Raw genomic sequence first — 18,276 nt, forward strand, 5'->3', positions numbered from 1 at the left:
GCTCTTGCTTGCCGTACCGCACGCCCGCCAGCCCAGTTTCCGGAGAAAAGAAGATGTTGCAAGCCTACGTTGACCATGTTGCCGAACGCGCCGCGCTCGGTATTCCGCCGCTGCCATTGAGCGCGAAGCAAACCGCCGAAGCGATCGAGCTCCTCAAGAGCGCGAATGCCAAGGACGGTGCTTTCCTGCTCGATCTGCTCACCTATCGCGTGCCCGCCGGCGTCGATGACGCGGCCAAGGTCAAGGCGAGCTACCTGGCGGCCGTGGCCCACGGCACCGAGAAAAACGCGTTCATTTCGCGTGCCCGTGCCACCGAATTGCTCGGCACCATGCTCGGCGGCTACAACATCAGCCCGATGATCGACCTGCTCGACGACGCCGAAGTTGGCGCCGTGGCGGCCGAAGGCCTGAAGAAAACCCTGCTGATGTTCGACCAGTTCCACGACGTCAAGGAAAAGGCCGACAAGGGCAACGCCCACGCCAAGGGCGTGCTGCAAAGCTGGGCCGATGCCGAGTGGTTCACCAGCCGCCCCGAAGTGCCGCAAAGCATCACCGTCAGCATCTTCAAGGTGGCTGGCGAAATCAACACCGACGACCTGTCGCCCGCACCCGATGCGACGACGCGTCCCGACATTCCGATGCACGCCCTGGCGATGCACAAGAACGCCCGTCCCGGCATCGTCCCTGAAGAAGACGGCAAGCGCGGCCCTGTGAAGTTCATCGAAGACCTGCGCGCGCGCGGCCACCTCGTGGCCTACGCCGGCGACGTGGTCGGCACGGGTTCGTCGCGCAAGAGCGCCACCAACTCGGTGCTGTGGTTCACCGGCGAAGACATTCCCTTCGTGCCGAACAAGCGCTTCGGCGGCGTCTGCCTCGGTGGCAAGATCGCTCCCATCTTCTACAACACGATGGAAGACTCGGGCGCACTGCCTATCGAGCTCGACGTGACGCAGATGAACATGGGCGACGTGGTCGAGCTGCGTCCCTACGAAGGCAAGGCCCTGAAAGACGGCAAGGTCATCGCCGAGTTCCAGGTCAAGAGCGACGTGCTGTTCGACGAAGTGCGCGCCGGTGGCCGCATTCCGCTGATCATCGGCCGCGGCCTCACGGCCAAGGCGCGCGAAGCGCTGGGCCTGCCCGTCTCCACGCTGTTCCGTCTGCCGCAAAGCCCGGTCGACACCAAGAAGGGCTTCTCGCTTGCACAGAAGATGGTCGGCCGCGCCTGCGGCCTGCCCGAAGGCCAGGGCGTTCGCCCGGGCACGTATTGCGAACCCAAGATGACCTCGGTCGGCTCGCAGGACACCACCGGCCCGATGACGCGCGACGAGCTGAAAGACCTGGCCTGCCTGGGCTTCTCGGCCGACCTCGTGATGCAGTCGTTCTGCCACACGGCGGCGTACCCGAAGAAGGTCGACGTCAAGATGCACCATGAATTGCCCGATTTCATGGCCAACCGCGGCGGCGTTTCGCTGCGTCCGGGCGACGGCGTGATCCACAGCTGGCTCAACCGCCTGCTGACGCCCGACACCGTCGGCACGGGCGGCGACAGCCACACCCGCTTCCCCATCGGCATCAGTTTCCCGGCCGGCTCCGGCCTCGTGGCCTTCGCGGCCGCCACCGGCGTGATGCCGCTGGACATGCCCGAGTCGGTGCTCGTGCGCTTCAAGGGCAAGATGCAGCCCGGCGTCACGCTGCGTGACCTGGTCAACGCCATTCCGCTGTACGCCATCAAGTCGGGCCTGCTGACCGTGGCAAAGCAAGGCAAGAAGAACATCTTCTCGGGCCGCATCCTCGAAATCGAAGGCCTGCCTGATCTGAAGGTGGAGCAAGCCTTCGAGCTGAGCGACGCCTCGGCCGAACGCTCGGCCGCCGGCTGCACGGTGCACCTGAACAAGGAACCGATTCAGGAGTACATCAACAGCAACATCACGCTGATGAAGTGGATGATTGCCGAAGGCTACGCCGACGCCCGCACGCTGGCCCGCCGCATCGCCGCGCAAGAAGCCTGGCTTGCGGACCCGCAACTGCTCAAGGGCGATGCCGACGCCGAATACGCTGCTGTCATCGACATCGATCTGGCCGAGATCCACGAACCCATCGTGGCCTGCCCGAACGACCCTGACGACGTGAAGACGCTGAGCGATGTGGCCGGTGCCGTGATCGACGAAGTGTTCATCGGCTCGTGCATGACCAACATCGGCCACTTCCGCGCCGCGTCGAAGCTGCTCGAAGGCAAGCGCGACATTCCGGTCAAGCTGTGGATTGCACCGCCCACCAAGATGGACGCCCAGCAGCTCACCGAAGAAGGCCACTACGGCGTGTTCGGCAATGCCGGTGCGCGCACCGAAATGCCGGGGTGCTCGCTGTGCATGGGCAATCAGGCACAGGTGCGCGAAGGCGCCACGGTGATGTCGACCAGCACCCGCAACTTCCCGAACCGCCTGGGCAAGAACACCAATGTGTACCTGGGCTCGGCCGAACTGGCCGCGATCTGCTCGCGCCTTGGCCGCATCCCGACGCGGGAAGAGTACATGGCGGCAACGGGCGTGCTCGATGCGTCGAGCGCCCAGATCTACCAGTACTTGAACTTCGACAAGATCGACGACTACAAGACCGAAGCGGCTGCCGTCGTGGCCTGATCCACGCGCTGCTTCGCAATCTGAAGAGCCCCGCTTGCGCGGGGCTTTTTTACGTCCGGCGCTAGCGCGCTTTCTTCAGCCGGCAGCCAATGCTGTCAGCGCCGCAGCTGTCTGCGCATCGGCTGGAAAGAACGACTCCACCGCCAGTTCCTGCAGCGTGACATCGACCGGCGTCCCAAAGATGGTCGTGGTGCTGATGAAGCTCAGCACGCCGTTCGGCGTGGCCAGCTGAAACGGCACCACCAGACCTGAGAATTCGGTGTCCACGGCGGGCGTGTCATGGCTCACCTGGGGCGTGGGGTAGGCCTCGAGCTCGTCGTGCAGGGCCTGTAGCGCCGTGTCCCCCGTCGCGGCGATCTGCTGCTGCAACCGTTCGAGCAGATGAGCACGCCACTGCGCCAGATTGGCAATGCGCGAGGCCAAGCCGTCGGGGTGCAGGCTCAGGCGAAGCACGTTGATGGGCGGTTTCACCAATTCGGGCGCGGCGCCGGCCATCAGCATGGGCACCAGTGCGTTGTGCGCCACCAGGTTCCAGTGCCGATCGACCGCCAATGCGGGAAAAGGCTCATGGCCTTTCAGCACCAGGTCTACTGCACGCCGTGCCGATGCCATGGCGGGGTCGTCGAGCGAGCGTTGCCTGTACATCGGCGCGAAGCCCGCCGCCACCAGCAGCGCATTGCGTTCGCGCAGCGGCACTTCGAGCCGCTCGGCAAGGCGCAGCACCATTTCGCGGCTGGGCGCGGCGCGGCCGGTTTCCACGTAGCTCAGGTGGCGGGTCGAGACCTCGGCTTCCTGCGCGAGGTCGAGCTGGCTCAGCCGGCGGTGCGTGCGCCAGTGCCGCAGGTGGACGCCGAACGAGTCGCGCGCGCCGGGCTGGCCGGCCTTGGACGAGTGGGGGCGGGAAGTGTTCATGGCCCCGATTCTGGCGCTCCTCTGCCGGCGCGCCATGACCTGCCAGGTTATCGACGATGCGCGCACCTCCCGGAATGATTGACTCCAACGCAGCAGGACACGCTTGCGGCGTCAACCAACGAAGGAGATTCTCATGTCCGTCTTTGCATCCCCCCGCTTCCTGCCCAATGTGATGTGGGCCGACGCCGCCTCCTGCGCCGCGACCGGTGCGCTGCAGGTTGCGTTCACCGGCGCTCTCGCACGGCTGACCGGACTGCCGGCGCCGCTGCTCCTGGGAACGGGCGTGTTCCTGCTGGCCTATGCGGCCGCCGCAGCCTTCATGGCCAGCCGCCGTACACCGCCTCGCACGCTGATCGGCCTCGTGGTGGTCGGCAACTTCGGCTGGGCCCTGGGATGCATCGCGCTTCTGATGAGCGGCATGTTCGCAATCACCGCGCTGGGCATGGCCTGGGTGCTGGCGCAGGCCCTCTGCGTGGTGGTGCTGGCCGAACTCCAATGGACCGGTTTGCGTCGCAGCGCGCGAAGCCTGGGGGCGAGCTTAGTTCCCGACTACAACAATTGACATTGATCCCCGCTATCCTTGAGGTGCTTCCACGAACTAACAGGAGTTCCTCAATGGCCAAAGCACCGGCACACGCCTTTGCGTCCACCCTCAAGACCTTCAAGACTGCATCGGGGAAAGCCGGCAAATACTGGTCGCTCAAGGAGCTGGCCAGGCAATATCCCACCGTCGAACGCCTGCCGGTGTCGATCCGTATCGTGCTTGAGTCGGTGCTGCGCAATTGCGACGGGCAGAAGGTCTCGCCCAAGCACGTGGAAGAGCTGGCGCATTGGTCGCCCAATGCGGAACGCACCGACGAAATTCCGTTCGTCGTGACCCGCGTGGTGCTGCAGGACTTCACCGGCGTGCCGCTGTTGGCCGACCTGGCCGCGATGCGCAGCGTGGCCGCCAAGCTGGGCAAGTCGCCCAAGACCATCGAGCCGCTGGTGCCCGTCGATCTGGTGGTCGACCACTCGGTGATGGTCGACTACTACGGCACGTCCAAGGCGCTCGACCTGAACATGAAGCTGGAGTTCCAGCGCAACAACGAGCGCTACCAGTTCATGAAATGGGGCATGCAGGCCTTCGACACCTTCCGTGTCGTGCCGCCGGGCTTCGGCATCGTGCACCAGGTCAACCTCGAATACTTTGCGCGCGGCGTCTACAAGAGCTCGAGCGACAACGCCGACGTTCCCACCTACTACCCCGACTCGCTGGTGGGCACCGACAGCCACACCACCATGATCAACGGCGTGGGCGTGGTCGGCTGGGGCGTGGGCGGCATCGAGGCCGAGGCCGCCATGCTGGGCCAGCCGGTGTACATGCTGACGCCCGACGTCGTGGGCTTCGAGCTCACCGGCAAGCTGCGCGAAGGCGTCACGGCCACCGACCTGGTGCTGTTTGTCACCGCGATCCTGCGGGCCGAAAAAGTGGTGGGCAAGTTCGTCGAATTCTTCGGCCCCGGCGCCGCCTCCATCGCCGTGCCCGACCGCGCCACCATCGGCAACATGGCGCCTGAATACGGCGCCACCATGGGCTTCTTCCCGGTCGATGAAATGACCGTGGCGTATTTCGAAGGCACCGGCCGCACCAAGGAAGAGGTCGAGCTCTTCGAGGCCTACTACAAGGCGCAGGGCCTGTTCGGCATGCCCGCTCCAGGCGACATCGACTACACCAAGATCGTCAAGCTCGACCTCGGCACCGTGGCGCCGAGCCTCGCGGGCCCGAAGCGGCCGCAGGACCGCATCGACCTGGGCCACCTGTCGACCAAGTTCTCCGAGCTCTTCAGCAAGCCCAACGATGCCAACGGCTTCAACCAGCCGCCCGAGCGGCTGAAGCTGCGCTATCCGCTGACCACGAACGGCCAGGGTGACGACGAGGAGGCCGCCCCCCCGCCGCCGGGCGCACCGCGCGACGTGGTCGAGATGGTGGCCAACCGGTCGACCAAGGCGGCTGCCCACGTGAGCGCCACCGCGCCCTCGTCGCCCAAGGGCGGCGTGACCATCGGCAACGGCGACGTGCTGATCGCGGCCATCACCTCGTGCACCAACACCTCCAACCCGAGCGTGATGCTTGCGGCCGGCCTGCTGGCCAAGAAGGCGGTGGAGGCGGGGCTCACGGTCAAGCCGCACGTCAAGACTTCGCTCGCGCCCGGTTCACGCATCGTCACCGAATACCTCGAGAAAGCCGGCCTGTTGCCGTACCTCGAGAAGCTGGGCTTTTACCTGGCCGGCTATGGCTGCACCACGTGCATCGGCAATGCGGGCGACCTCACGCCGGAGATCAACGACGCCATCGTCAAGAACGACTTGGTCGGCGCGGCCGTGCTCTCGGGCAACCGCAATTTCGAGGCGCGCATCCATCCGAACCTGAAGGCCAACTTCCTGGCTTCGCCGCCGTTGGTGGTGGCTTTTGCCATTGCCGGCAACGTGATGGTCGACCTCATGACCGAGCCCGTGGGCAAGGGCAAGAACGGCAAGAACATATACCTGGGCGACATCTGGCCGACGCCGAAGGAGATCGACGACAACCTGCGCTTTGCGATGAACGCCAAGTCGTTCCGCGAGAACTACGACAAGGTCAAGAGCGACCCGGGCAAGTTCTGGAGCAGCATCGAGGGCACGGCGGGCCAGGTGTACGACTGGCCCAAGTCGACCTACATTGCCGAGCCGCCGTTCTTCTCCGACTTCAAGATGGCGCCGCATGCATCGGACGCGGGCTTCAAAGGCGCGCGCGTCATGGCCCTGTTCGGCGACTCGATTACCACCGACCACATCTCGCCGGCCGGCTCCATCAAGGAAAGCTCGCCCGCGGGCATCTGGCTCAAGGCGCATGGTGTGCCGAAGGCCGACTTCAACAGCTATGGCTCGCGTCGCGGCAATCACGACGTGATGATGCGCGGCACCTTCGCCAACGTGCGCATCAAGAACCTGATGATTCCGCCCGACGTCAACGGCACTCAGGAAGAGGGTGGCGTCACGCTGTTCCAGCCCGGCAACCAGAAGATGTTCATCTACGACGCCGCCATGAAATACATGGAGCAGGGCGTGCCGACGGTGGTGTTTGGCGGCGAGGAATACGGCACGGGCTCGTCGCGCGACTGGGCCGCCAAGGGCACGCAGCTCTTGGGCATCAAGGCCGTGGTGGCGCGCAGCTTCGAGCGCATCCACCGCGCCAACCTGGTCGGCATGGGCGTGCTGCCGCTTCAGTTCCGTGGCGCCGATTCATGGCAGACGCTGGCCCTCAAGGGCGACGAAAAAATCGATGTGGTGATCGGCGGGCAGCTCAAGCCGCAGATGGACGTGAAGCTGGTCGTGCACCGCGCCGACGGCTCGCACCAGGAAGTCACGGTGCGCCTGCGCATCGACACGCCGATCGAGGTGGACTACTACAAGCATGGCGGCATCCTGCCGTTTGTGCTCAGGCAGTTGCTGGCGTAGCGCTCAGGTTGGGCGCGGCAACTACTTTGCCGTGTCCAGCCGCCGAGCCAGGTCGGCCAGCATTGGGCGAATCTTTTCACCGACGCTGATCTGCGGGTTCGAGAATCCGTCTTCCTTGCCGGCTTCGATTTCGCGCTGCTTGATCACCGGCACGGCAGCCGCGAAGGCTGTTTCGAAGGAACGGGTCTTGCGCAGCTCTTCATCGAACATCGCGCGGCCGAAGAAGGTCAGCTCTGAAAGGCGACCGCAGCCGTAGGAGGTGTGCGTGGCGTCCGCGGCGGTCATGATCAGCGTGTGGTCGGTTGCCATCGGCTCGACCCATCCGCCCGAGTAGCAGGCCGAGATCGCTACGACGCGATTGCGAATGCCGGCTTCGTCGAGCGCCTTGCGCAACTCCTTGGGCGTGAGCCATGGCACCGACAGCGGGTCGTTTGTGGCCGCCAGCTGGTGGTCGCGGGCGCCATGCGAGGTGAGGTACACGACGAGCAGATCGTTCTCGCCGTCCATGCGCCGGGCCAGCGCTGCAATGGCGCGCTGCAGGTTGAGCGGCGTGGCCCAGGGCAGGGTGTCGGCGGTGGTCGGGTGGTTGGCCAGGTGCAGCACGCGCTGCTTCGCGCCGAAGCGTTCCTGGATCACCTTGGCGACCATCGTGCTTTCGCGCAGGAACACGTCCTCCGACGCATAGGGCGCGAACACCAGGCCATAGACATTGGTCTGGCCAGGCTGGCGTTCAGCAATGCCGGCCAGCGTGCGCTCCCAGAGTGTCTGCTGCTGTTCGAAGACTTCCTGCGTCAGCCGGAGGCGTGGGCGCTCGGGCTCTGCGGCAGCGCTCGCGGCAAAGTCGGTCTGCCAGACGCGGTCCTGCATGTTGATCGTCTGCCAGAAGCCCAGCGCAAGCATCGCCGCGAGCCCCGGCACAAGCAGTGCGACTCGCCAGCGCGCAACGTTCTCGCGCGCCGTGAGAAGTGTGATTGCGAGCAGCATCCAAAAGTAGCACAGGCCGTAGAAGCTCCAGAGATAGTTCGCGTTTTGGAGAAGCTCCGGCGACCAGCCGTACGCATAGGCAATCGACAGGCCGACAAACAGCAGGTTGACCGGGAACGTGGCCCAACTTGCGAGCACCAGCCAACGCGCAAGCCGGTGTTGTTGCCCGCGCAGGGCCGTCCAGCCGAGCCATGCGAGCAGTCCCCAGACCCAGAGCGTGTTGAGTGCGGCCGTTGCATTGAGCTGTGCCGGCCCCATGACCTGGAAGCGGGTCATTCCGAACCACAGCAGTTCCGGCAGCAGCAGGAGCAGCAGCAATTGCCAGGGCGCGGGCGTGGCCTCGATGCGCGGTGCTTGCAGGAACGCGGTACGCAGGCCTTCCGAGATCCAGCGCCAAAGACTGGCACGCCGCGCGACGGCGGGCACTGGCGGCGCCGGGGGCTCCGCGTCGGGCATTTCAGGCGCGGGCGACTGTGAATTCAGATCCTCATGCATGAGTTGATCATGCCTCGCACTCGCGGAATTCTGGCCTTTCGCGTTGCCAGCCGGCAGATCGGGAGAATAATTTTCCGGATGATCACCACGCAAAGCCACGTCAACCCAATTCGCGTCGGCCTCATCTCCGACACTCACGGCTTGCTGCGCCCGCAGGCCGTGGCTGCCCTGCAGGGCAGCGACTTCATCGTGCATGGCGGCGACATCGGCGATGCGGGCATCCTCGACGCACTGCAGGCCATCGCGCCGCTGACGGTGGTGCGGGGCAACAACGACCGTGAGCCGTGGGCAGCCCGGATTCCGGAAACGGACTTCCTGCAGGTCGCCGGGGTGCTCGTCTATGCGATACACGATCTGTCCCAGATCGACATCGACCCTGCGGCTGCGGGCGTCCGAGTGGTGGTGTCCGGCCATTCCCACAAGCCGAAGGTCGAGGAGCGCGGCGGCGTGCTTTACGTCAATCCGGGCAGTGCCGGGCCGCGCAGGTTCAAATTGCCGATTGCGGTCGCCGAGCTCATCGTGATGGACGACGCAGTCACGGCGCGCATCGTCGAGCTGGCCTGAGCAGCGAGAAAAGGGCAGAACCAAGCTGGTCGTGCACCGTGCGACGGCTCGCACCAGGAGGAGGTGACGGTGCGGCTGCGCATCGACACACCGATCGAGGTCGACTACCACAAGCATGGCGGCATCCTGCCGTTCGTGCTCAGGCAGTTACTGGCCAGCTGATGGCGCAGGGGCGTCGCTCTCAGATAGACAAGACGGGGATTGGCACCTTTTCTTTCAGCCGCTGCGTGAAGTAACTGTCCTGGTAGTAGCGGATCTTGTCGCACTTGACCGGATGCGGAATGCCTTCGTAGAGGAAGACCTCCGTGTCCGGCCCCATGGCCTTTAGCTCCTGCGGCAGCATAAGAGCGCGGCGCTCTTCGGACTCGCTGCGGCTGGTTTCCCTGCCTCTGGTCACGTTCTGTTTGCGCACCGTTGTGTAGCCCAGCATGTCGGAATAGTCGTTGGCGTCCTGCTGCTCGCGCGGCGCGTAGATGATCTGCAAGGCGTGGTTGGTGATCAGGGTGCGCGCCACTTCCTTGCCATAGGTGGCGTCCAGTTGCGCCATGCTCTGGATGATGGGCAGCAACCGCATGTTGTAGCCCGCCATGTAGCTCACGGCATTGGCGATGATGTTCACCTTGCCGATGCTGGTGAACTCGTCCATCAGCAGCAGGCACTGGTGCTTGAGCGCCTTGTTGTTTTGCGGCAGCTCCTTGGTGTTGACATTGATGAGCTGGCTGAAGAACAAGTTGACGATCAACCGGCTCTCAGCGAGCTTGTTGGGCTGGATGCCGATGTAGATCGTCATCCTCTTCTTGCGCACATCAGTGAGCAGGAAGTCGTCGGCACTGGTGGCCGCGTCGAGCACCGGGTTGATCCAGGCGTTGAGCGGTTCCTTGAAGGTGCCCAGGACCGAGGCGAAGGTTTCCGCCGCCTGGGACAGAAGGTTTGAGAAGGCCGACTGCGCGTTGCCGCTCAGGAACGGCGATTGCGCCAATTGCTCATAGAACTTGCGCAGGTCGGTGCCGTCACCGGAAGACAGTTGGTAGATCTGTCCCAGCGTGCGCGTGACGCGGTACTGCTCAGAGATGTCCCGGTCTTTTTCGTCATCCCACCTTTCGAACAGGTAAAGCGAGAACGCCATGAATGCGTTGCGCGCCTGGCTGACCCAGAACTTCTGGTCGTCCGCACCGTCCGGGTACAGCATGGCGGCAATGCTCATCAGGTCCGACACGCGAAATGCCGGGTCACTGGAGACGTAGGTCAACGGATTCTAGCGATGGGACCGTCTGTCTTCCGCAAAGGGGTTGAAAAGGTAGACCTCCTGCCCCTGGCTCGCGCGCCACCCGCTGGTGAGTTCGTAGTTCTCCTGCTTGATGTCGAGCACCACCATCGATTCCCCGTACTCGAGCAGATTGGGAATGACGATGCCCACGCCCTTGCCCGAGCGCGTGGGGGCCGCAAGAATGACGAACTGCTGGCCCGGCAGGCGCACCAGCTTGCCGTCGAACTTGCCGACCAGAATTCCGTTGCCCGCAGGTTTGAACATGCCGAACTTGCCGAGGTCAGCGCCCGTAGCGAAGCGAGCGTCTCCGTGGATCGAAGGGGCGAGCAGTACGAGCAGACCCAGCCAGAGCAGCATAGGCGTTCCAATTCCGATATAGCCGGCCAGATGTATTTGCTGCGAATAGGTGCTGTAAGCGGGGAGGTCGATCGCTTGCCAGTAACCCAGGTAGGTACTCCAGGCCAGCACTCCCGTATCCAGTTTAAGAAAAAAAAGGGCGAGCCAGCCTGACAGGTAGAGCCCTGCTGAAAGCGCCGCAAAGAGGGCTAGGGCTGCGCTAGCCTGCTTGGTCTTGGTCATCGAATATCACTTGCATTTCACACGATACGCATTCGATTTTTGGTCTTGCGATAAGGCCAGAAATCGCCATTTTCTTTCTGACCAGCACGCATCAAGGAGGGTTTGATCCCCAGTAAAATTCCGAACATCTTTTCACGCCTTGGCCGTGTGCCCCTTGAGATGTAGTTTCGAATTTCATGATGACACCTTTAGCGTCGGAACTGATCCACAGCTTACATTGATCAAGGCCGTTGCGCGTCTGGTAGTAATTCGTTGTGAGCAACGTGTTGCCGCTAACCATTTGGGTGTTTGAACCCGTATAGGCGTTATAGGTGAAGCCTTCCGCCCACACCCATTCGTAAAACATCGCGCCATTCTGGATGGACTCTACCCTGCCATTGGGCTTTCCCCATTTCACCATAGCTTCGTTGATAGGGCGACCGATCCAGCGGCTTTTGGCAACGGCTTCCGGGATCGATATAAGATGACCGTCTGTCCCGCAAGCGGTTAAAAGCACAGCAACGGTCGCTATAAGATATTTTTTTATTCTCATTGACTGCTCCCTTGTTAATGAAGATATTAAATTTTGAATCGCGCGATGGACTGCTGCTTAAGACTTTATTGGTGGCGGATGTTTTTAAAGTAATGGTCAAAGTGAGTAGTGGTTGAGGGAATTGCACCGTCCTTTTGCGCGGCCGCTGCGACGGCGGCCACGACGTTGTAGGTCATCTGATCGGCTCCGCCCAGCGCGGCGATCAGCGAGGCACGGCCTATGGCGGCCACGTTGTCGGCGCTGTTGCTGGCGTTGAGCCCCTGCGCCCCTGCGAGGGCGGCCATCGCGGCCGCGACGTAGCCAGGTGATCCTTGTACAAATCTCTACAGCAGCGCGTAATCCGTGGACGTGATCGGCATTGGATTTCGTGGACATCGACGGTGTACGGAGCAGTTGTCATTTACTCGCCTTTAGCGGCCCGGTAGACGGTGCTGACCCGCTGTGCGGCTTGATCGAGCAGCGCAGGCCATTCGCCAGCAGGGCGTGGCGTGGGCCCCTCGCATGTCTTGGCGTTCTTAATGGCGCACTGCATGCGCAACATGCCATAGGAGGCCGGCCAAGTCGGGTCGTAGTTGATGTGCTTGGCGGCGATATTGTCGCGGGCATCTTGGATGCCGGCCTTGACCGCTGCGGCGGCCTGATTAGGCTGCTCCTTCATGAACCGGACAAAGTCCCCAGTGCTCTTACCAAAGGCGAGCGTAAAAAAGGCCTCGTTGTTCGAAATCTCGGCCCGGCCACTGTCGTCCCCGAAGCGCAACGCATCGTACCAACCCATCGTGGCCTGCGCGGCAATGATTCGAAGCATTGCGTCGAAATGCGGCGGCTTTTGCTGCAACTCCTTGGGGATGTAGAAGACCTGAAACAGCTCCATCGTCTCTATTGGCGTTAGTTCGCCCTTCTCGACGGCAGTCAAACGCGAATCAAAGTCGCGAAGCGCGCTGGCGTGCTGCGCCCGAGTGGCTTTCTCGTCACTAATTGCCGTGATGAACGCGCGAGTCTCCGCGCGGCGTACCTGCCACGCGTTCTGGAGAGTTTGCCCCCTGACAATCTTGTCCTGCGCGTGGACGGCAAGGGGTGTCATGAAAACACTGCAAAGGACTCCGAGAGCGATGCTCGTAATGTGTGTTTTTGATTTCACTTCAAACTTCCTAGCGTTTCAAAAATCTGAGCGACATCGTCGCTAGAGCGCTTCCCTCACGACAACGGGCGTTGTGCGCTACGGGGACGAGGGCACGCGTGCGTGCCCGGCTTGTGCAATCCATCTATCGAACAGGTTGCTTGCAAGCAAAATTGCTGACGGGTGTCGCACTGCACATGGCATTTCCGGTAAATTGTCTTGTGAGCTCGGGACTCAGCGAGACGTCGCCGGAGCCTCTTGCATCTGAATGGGCTGATTCACCTGCTGTGCTTGGGCATGCACCTCGGCCAAGGCCTGCGAACTCTGCGCAAGGGGCGTGTTCAGGGCTGCCACCGTGTCCACGGAGATCGCCTTCGAATGCGCGTTTCCGAGCTTGCCCTGAACGGCAATGATCTTTTCGCCGCTGGTGCCGCCCAACTCCATCAGGTCGATGCACTTCATGCCGGCGAATTGCGCCTTCACCGCCACGTGGCCTGCGGCGTTGTCGGTCTGGTGATCCGATGGGCGGCCGAACTTGGCGTCGATGGCCTGCATGCCCGCTTGGGCCTGCTTGAACATGGCATTGCCGGGGTGGGCGGGCTGGTTCAAAAGCAGCGCCGACGGGATGAGCTTCTCAAGCTTGTCCACAGCGCGGGAGGTGCTCTCGCGCACCGCTTCACCTGCTTGCCCCAGCGCTTGCCCGGCCCGCTGGGCGCCCGTGATCACCTGCTCGCGCGTGGCATCGTAGGTGCGCTCGGTCGCGCGACTGGCCGCCTGTGCGCCAGAAATGACCGCTTTGCCCATCGTTTCGACCGCATGGCTGATGGTCTTCGCACCTGAAACAACCGCAGTGCTGGTCGCGTCGTAGGCCTGCCCCACGGCATGGCCGACGGCCGTCACACCTTGGCCGACTGCCTGACCGGTCTGCACCCCGATTTGCAACGGAGCGGACGCGATAGCACGGGCCCCATATACGTCGTCGCGGTAGCGATCGATCAAGCCTTGATGGGCGTGATATCGCGCTTCATTCTCCCGCGAGATGATTGAGCGACCCAGTGTCTTTCCGTCGGACACGAAGTTGTCGACGAAATGCGCGCTGAAGTCGGTTGCCTTGGCGGGATTGCGCACACTCAGAGCGCCGCCACCGTCGCGGTACCCGGCCTTGCCCAGCGTGTCGATATCCTGCTGGACCGCGTAGACCCGCACCTCGCCAAAATGCGCACTGGCTGCGCTCACCGCATCGCCTGCGCGGACGTGGTTGGAGACTTGGTGGCCGCCTTTCGGAACGCCATGCACCAGCCCGGCGGCGCCGTAGGCGTTGAAGGTCTCGCCCTTAAGGCCGAATCTGTGGGCCTCCAGTTGGGCCAGCGTGCCTCCCAGCGAGTGGCCGGTCACCGTGACATTGATGGACTTATTGTTTTCTTGTGCATCGGCCGCCGCCTGTTTCAGCACACTTTTCGTGAAAGCTTCGGCATCAGCCACTTGCGCGTTGACGCCCGCCAACGCCATGCCGGCATCGACGATTCCGTCGTGCACCGGCTCGCGGCCAAACTCGGTGCCGCGAAAGGCAATGACCACCTCGCCCGTATCGACCCGCCGGTAGGCCGTTGCCTGAAATCCAGTCCTCGGGTTGTCGGCATGGTCCTCGACCCGATACGTCACATTGCCCAGGACGACTTTCTTTTTACGCTCATGATCGGTGTATGAATCCTGTGCCAGTAGCGCGTAATCCGTGGACGTGATCGTCATTGGAATTTCTCCCTGGCAGTGAGCGTTGTTGAGAAGGTGTTCTTCGATTCATCGCCAAAATCGGATCGTTCCGCATTGCCACCGTTGACACGAGGATGGCTGTCCTTCTTCGACCTGGCGTCCTCGCTGAAGTAAGACCGATTGTTGAAATAGCGGGTGACGGACTTGCTCGCCAGAATGTCTTTCAGGGCGATGGCGTGGGCGAACGCCAGATTCCCTATCTGCAGATCGAAGTCAGCGAAGGGCATGGACCAGCGGCAAAGGCCCAGTCCGAAGTAATCCTCGTCCTGCAACCGGTCGACATAGAGCTCACCCCTGTAGACCTTGTCGCTCACGCGGGTCAGGGCCATCGGGATATGCTTTCTTGGAACTAGCGTGGCGCCGCTGAAAGGGGTGAGCGGTACGCAACTACTGTTCTCTACTTCATAGCCAGCGGACCCCTCCACGGCATCGAACGGTCCCGGTGCACCCTCGATGGTCAGGGTGATTTCATAGCGCATCTTTGGATGCGGATTGAGTTTGATATCGGGTTGTTTCATGGCTTGGCCGCAAGCGGTGGTGGTGATTGCAAGAGAAACGGCGAGTACTGCGATAAGTCGTTTCATGGTGGCTATTGAATCCGCACGGGGGTGCTGCAAACTTTGAGAGCGGTGCGGCAGTTTCTGTCGCCTGTTCCTTGGCTGCCCCTTCGGTACGCATATCTGTCGCTAAGCCCCGGATGCCTTTTTGTCATCGCCCGCAATTGCTCCGTACCGATCCTGCCAAACCAGAACAAGGTGCCCAGCCCGTATTTGAGCCAGCTCCAGAACATCTGCTCGGTCACCTTGAACATCAGGCACATGATGAAAATCGGCCCGAACCCGATGAACAGCGCCAGCGCCACCTTGTACATGAGCAGCATGGCCGCAGCCGTCATCGGCGGGCCCGCCACGCCCAGCATGGCGATCAGCGAGGCACGGGCTGCTGAGGCCACGTTGTCGGCGCTGTTGCTGGCGTTGAGCCCCTGCGCGCCGTCGATGGCGGCCATTGCCACCGCGGTGTAGACCAGGTTCTTGTCGATGACCTTCTCGGGCTTGTCGTTGCTGCCGGTGACCAGGCCATTGATGCCCGAGGCCATGGTGTCGGTGAAGAAGGTTTGGATGTTGGAGCCGCCCAGGGCCATGGTGGAGGCGGCGATCAGGATGAGGGTGGTGCGGCTGGCATTGACCACCAGCCCCATCATCGGCTCGCGCGACTGGCCCGTGAGGATGCGAAAGCCCTTGGTCGGGATGATGAGCGAACGGATCGGTGTTGCGGCTCTCATGGGCGCTGGCGGGTGACTTGGCTTATGAATCTGAGGCTCAGCGAGACATCGCAGGCGCAGCTTGCTGCGCGGCCGGCTGGTTGCTGCTGTGCTGAGGGGCATGCTGCTGCGCCTGCTGCACAACTGTGAATGCCTGCGAGCTTTGAGCGACTGGCGTGTGCATCGATTCCACGGTCGGCACATCGACCAACTTGGAAAGCGCAGCGCCCGGCTTCCCTTGAATCGCGAAGATCGTGCTGTTGTCGTTGCCGCCCAGTGTCATGTGATCGATGCGGGTCAGGCCGCCGCGCAATGCGGCCACTGCGATGGCGGCCGCGGCGTTGTCGGTCAACTGATCGGATTTGCGGCCGAACTGGGCGTCGATCTCTTGAAGGGCGGACTTAGCCTGTTTGTACAGAGGGTTGCCTGGATGGCTTTCTTCCGTGAGGGAACCCGGCGTCGCCGCCTTGATGGCCCGCTGCATCGTCGGACCGTGGTAAACGGCTGCCAACTGTTTGGCATATTCCGGATCCGTGGCGTAGCCGGCCTTCTGCAGCGCAGTGGCCTCCTTTTCGAGGTCTCCCTTGGTCCCTAGGTCGAACAGGCCCGACTTGGCGTAGCGCGGATTTTCCTGGAGGAACTTCACACGGTCGTTCAGGGCTTTTTCATTGGAGTCATAGACGCGGAACTCCGCATCCACCATCACCTTCTTTCCACCCACGAATTCCGGAACGCTGAAAGTCTTGGTGGATCCGTTCCAGTCAGACGACGCCTTGATGTTGAAGAGGTTGTTGGTACCAGGCAGCACTTTCTCGCCCCAACCCGTCTCCAATGCGGCCTGCGCCAGGATCAATTCCTTGGACATGCCAGTTTGCTGTGAAACCGCAACTGCCGCAGGGTGCAGATCCACAATGAACTGTTCCTTGCCACTCAGTTGTGCTGCCGTGGCCATTGCCGGTCGATTCTTTTCGCTCATGGTTTGCTCCCTTTAGGCTCCAGATCGCTGTTCAAACGTACGGTGAAGTTCTGCAAACGGTCAGGGTCGGACGCCAGCCGCGAGTTGCCGTTGATGACGAGGCGATTGCCGTTCCAAACAAAGCGGGCCGCACCCTTATCCACCCAAGCTGAGTAAGAGGCTGGTACTTCGACATCCTTCTGAAACTGCACGGTACCCAGAGACGCATTGAGCTTTACTACGCGCAACAGCGTTTGCGAAAGGCTTTGCGATGCTTGCGTATCGGACTGCAACAGCACGTAGAGCGCATCACCATGGACCGTGCAATGCGTGGCTCGGCTTTGGTACACGTCTGCCGGCAACTCAGGCCGGACGATCCATAGCAAGCGCTTGCCAGAGGTGTTGGTTGCATAGATCACAGGCGTTTGCTTCATGCCGTCTTCGTCAGTGCTGATGCCGGAGACGCAACGTCGGCCGTGGCCGATGGATGCGGATGCATATGCCGTGAAATGGTCGGGCAACTTCACGGTAGCGACAGACGTACTAGCCGTGCGGTGTTGAACCGGTGTGGTCGTTGGCCACGCTTGGGCCATTGCCTGACTCACGAGGCAGGCGCTCAACACCAAACAGAGCGCCGAAAGGCGGCTTAGGTGTGCAGACTTCATAGCAGGACCTTGGTTACCGAGTTCGTACCGGCAGGCTGCAGGCGGAGTAGTAGACGTGGCAGTTGGCGAGCCCCCCTTCACGACATATCTTCGTGCCGGTTGCAACCGCTTTGTCTAGCGTGGAGGCGTTCTGTACGTTGTAACCGCCGTCCCCTACAACAACCGCAGCACACTGGTTGTCATAGGAAGCATCTACCTTGCAGTTCGCCCCGCCTTTTGACTGGCACGCCTGCATTGCTACTCGGGAGGCTTCTCGTTCGCTCCGCTTGTCAGTAGACGCGCCGAGAATTCCATCTTGCGTAGAAGTCGCAATCGCCCCCCACCGACTCTCCCATCGCTCGGCTGGTTGCTGAGGTGCCTGTTGCTGCCCATGCCCCGGAATTGGCGAGCAAACAATCGCTGCTGCCCGGCCGTTGTTATGGTCGATGGTGCCCGGCGGGCAGAACCCGCCCTCGGCATGTACCCCAAAGCTGACCATCAGCAAACCCAGCCACAGGGCCGCCGTACGTAGCGCGGCCCTCATCGCGCTTCTCCGTCGATATTGAGAGCCTTGGCTGGAATGGACGCGGGTCTGATCTCATCCGCTGGGGGCTGTGATGGCGTGGACGCTCGAGCGCCACTGAGTGGACCATTGACGCCAGTTTGATTTGGATTCGCCGTATCCGTCCTGCTGGGGGCAGGAGCCCCCGCCCCATAAGTCCCCGGCGCCTGCCCCCCCGGCCCCTGCTGCGCACCGGCCCCGCCACCGAGCACCGAGCTCGTATAGAACTGCCCCAGCGTCCCCCCAAAGAACTGAGCCGCCGCCGCAGGCGCGGTCACCAGCAGCACTGTCAGCAGCAGCCCGATGCCCCCTTGCAGCATCGCCTGGCTGGTCAGGCCTGTGCTGCCGCCCACGCCCAGAAAGCTGGTGATCGCCTTGCTCGCCCACAGCCCCGCGGCAATGCGCAGGTTCAACTCCAGCACCAGCGACACCATGAAGCTGAGCACCGCCATCGAAAACAGCAGCCCGATGCCGTACAGCAGCCACTTGTGAAACAGCGACTCGGTCTGCTTGAA

The 18,276-nt window shown here is 62.4% G+C and carries 16 protein-coding genes and 1 pseudogene; 4 read left to right on the forward strand and 13 right to left on the reverse strand.

Annotation, left to right across the window (positions count from 1 at the left end; translation table 11 throughout):
• Positions 1-53 precede the first annotated feature (53 nt).
• Positions 54-2,639, forward strand: a complete 2,586-nt coding sequence (locus ASC78_RS18440; protein ID WP_055804304.1) for a bifunctional aconitate hydratase 2/2-methylisocitrate dehydratase — start codon at positions 54-56, stop codon at positions 2,637-2,639.
• 75 nt (positions 2,640-2,714) lie between these two features.
• Here the strand turns inward: ASC78_RS18440 and ASC78_RS18445 are convergent, their stop codons facing one another.
• Positions 2,715-3,551, reverse strand: a complete 837-nt coding sequence (locus ASC78_RS18445) for a helix-turn-helix domain-containing protein (RefSeq protein ID WP_055804306.1) — start codon at positions 3,549-3,551, stop codon at positions 2,715-2,717.
• A gap of 133 nt (positions 3,552-3,684) precedes the next feature.
• Between ASC78_RS18445 and ASC78_RS18450 the strand changes: the two genes are divergently transcribed.
• Both ASC78_RS18450 and ASC78_RS18455 read left to right on the forward strand, forming a co-directional pair.
• Complete coding sequence (locus ASC78_RS18450; RefSeq protein ID WP_055804310.1) at positions 3,685-4,113, forward strand: hypothetical protein; 429 nt, start codon at positions 3,685-3,687, stop codon at positions 4,111-4,113.
• 53 nt (positions 4,114-4,166) lie between these two features.
• Positions 4,167-7,031, forward strand: a complete 2,865-nt coding sequence (locus tag ASC78_RS18455; protein WP_055804313.1) for an aconitate hydratase — start codon at positions 4,167-4,169, stop codon at positions 7,029-7,031.
• 21 nt (positions 7,032-7,052) lie between these two features.
• Here ASC78_RS18455 and ASC78_RS18460 read toward each other — a convergent pair whose 3' ends face one another.
• Positions 7,053-8,510, reverse strand: a complete 1,458-nt coding sequence (locus tag ASC78_RS18460) for a C13 family peptidase (protein ID WP_082517580.1) — start codon at positions 8,508-8,510, stop codon at positions 7,053-7,055.
• Between the two features lie 78 nt (positions 8,511-8,588).
• On the opposite strand from ASC78_RS18460, the gene ASC78_RS18465 reads away from it, so the two are divergent.
• The gene (locus tag ASC78_RS18465; protein ID WP_055804319.1) at positions 8,589-9,074 is read left to right on the forward strand and encodes a metallophosphoesterase family protein; all 486 of its coding nucleotides are present in this window, start codon (positions 8,589-8,591) and stop codon (positions 9,072-9,074) included.
• A gap of 181 nt (positions 9,075-9,255) precedes the next feature.
• Here ASC78_RS18465 and ASC78_RS27725 read toward each other — a convergent pair.
• The 11 genes and pseudogenes from ASC78_RS27725 to ASC78_RS18510 form a co-directional block, all read right to left on the reverse strand.
• Positions 9,256-10,920 (reverse strand): annotated as a pseudogene (locus tag ASC78_RS27725) (type IV secretory system conjugative DNA transfer family protein).
• A gap of 91 nt (positions 10,921-11,011) precedes the next feature.
• Positions 11,012-11,452 carry a hypothetical protein gene (locus ASC78_RS27510; RefSeq protein WP_157634477.1) on the reverse strand — a complete coding sequence of 147 codons (441 nt, stop codon included), beginning with the start codon at positions 11,450-11,452 and terminating at the stop codon, positions 11,012-11,014.
• Between the two features lie 65 nt (positions 11,453-11,517).
• Positions 11,518-11,736: a hypothetical protein gene (locus ASC78_RS18475; RefSeq protein ID WP_055804322.1), complete on the reverse strand. Its 219-nt coding sequence runs from the start codon at positions 11,734-11,736 to the stop codon at positions 11,518-11,520.
• Between the two features lie 116 nt (positions 11,737-11,852).
• On the reverse strand, positions 11,853-12,533 hold the full coding sequence (locus ASC78_RS27650) for a hypothetical protein (RefSeq protein ID WP_055804325.1): 681 nt from the start codon (positions 12,531-12,533) through the stop codon (positions 11,853-11,855).
• A 270-nt stretch (positions 12,534-12,803) separates the two neighbouring features.
• Positions 12,804-14,318: an XVIPCD domain-containing protein gene (locus tag ASC78_RS18485; protein WP_055804328.1), complete on the reverse strand. Its 1,515-nt coding sequence runs from the start codon at positions 14,316-14,318 to the stop codon at positions 12,804-12,806.
• Positions 14,315-14,923 (reverse strand): hypothetical protein, encoded by a 609-nt coding sequence (locus ASC78_RS18490; RefSeq protein ID WP_157634478.1) that lies wholly within the window; start codon positions 14,921-14,923, stop codon positions 14,315-14,317. The genes ASC78_RS18485 and ASC78_RS18490 overlap by 4 nt, the downstream gene beginning before the upstream one ends.
• Positions 14,924-14,928: 5 nt before the next feature.
• On the reverse strand, positions 14,929-15,621 hold the full coding sequence (locus tag ASC78_RS18495) for a type IV secretion system protein (RefSeq protein ID WP_055804333.1): 693 nt from the start codon (positions 15,619-15,621) through the stop codon (positions 14,929-14,931).
• 37 nt (positions 15,622-15,658) lie between these two features.
• Positions 15,659-16,576 (reverse strand): glucosaminidase domain-containing protein, encoded by a 918-nt coding sequence (locus ASC78_RS18500; RefSeq protein ID WP_055804336.1) that lies wholly within the window; start codon positions 16,574-16,576, stop codon positions 15,659-15,661.
• Positions 16,573-17,220, reverse strand: a complete 648-nt coding sequence (locus ASC78_RS27520; protein WP_157634479.1) for a hypothetical protein — start codon at positions 17,218-17,220, stop codon at positions 16,573-16,575. The genes ASC78_RS18500 and ASC78_RS27520 overlap by 4 nt, the downstream gene beginning before the upstream one ends.
• Before the next feature lie 13 nt (positions 17,221-17,233).
• Positions 17,234-17,743: a DUF4189 domain-containing protein gene (locus ASC78_RS28390; RefSeq protein WP_082517582.1), complete on the reverse strand. Its 510-nt coding sequence runs from the start codon at positions 17,741-17,743 to the stop codon at positions 17,234-17,236.
• Positions 17,740-18,276, reverse strand: a 537-nt coding sequence (locus ASC78_RS18510; RefSeq protein WP_200934325.1) for a hypothetical protein, incomplete at its 5' end; no start/stop codon positions are given. The genes ASC78_RS18510 and ASC78_RS28390, both read right to left, overlap by 4 nt.

This window comes from Variovorax sp. Root318D1, assembly GCF_001424835.1.
In the GTDB taxonomy this organism is placed as follows: Bacteria; Pseudomonadota; Gammaproteobacteria; order Burkholderiales; family Burkholderiaceae_C; genus Variovorax.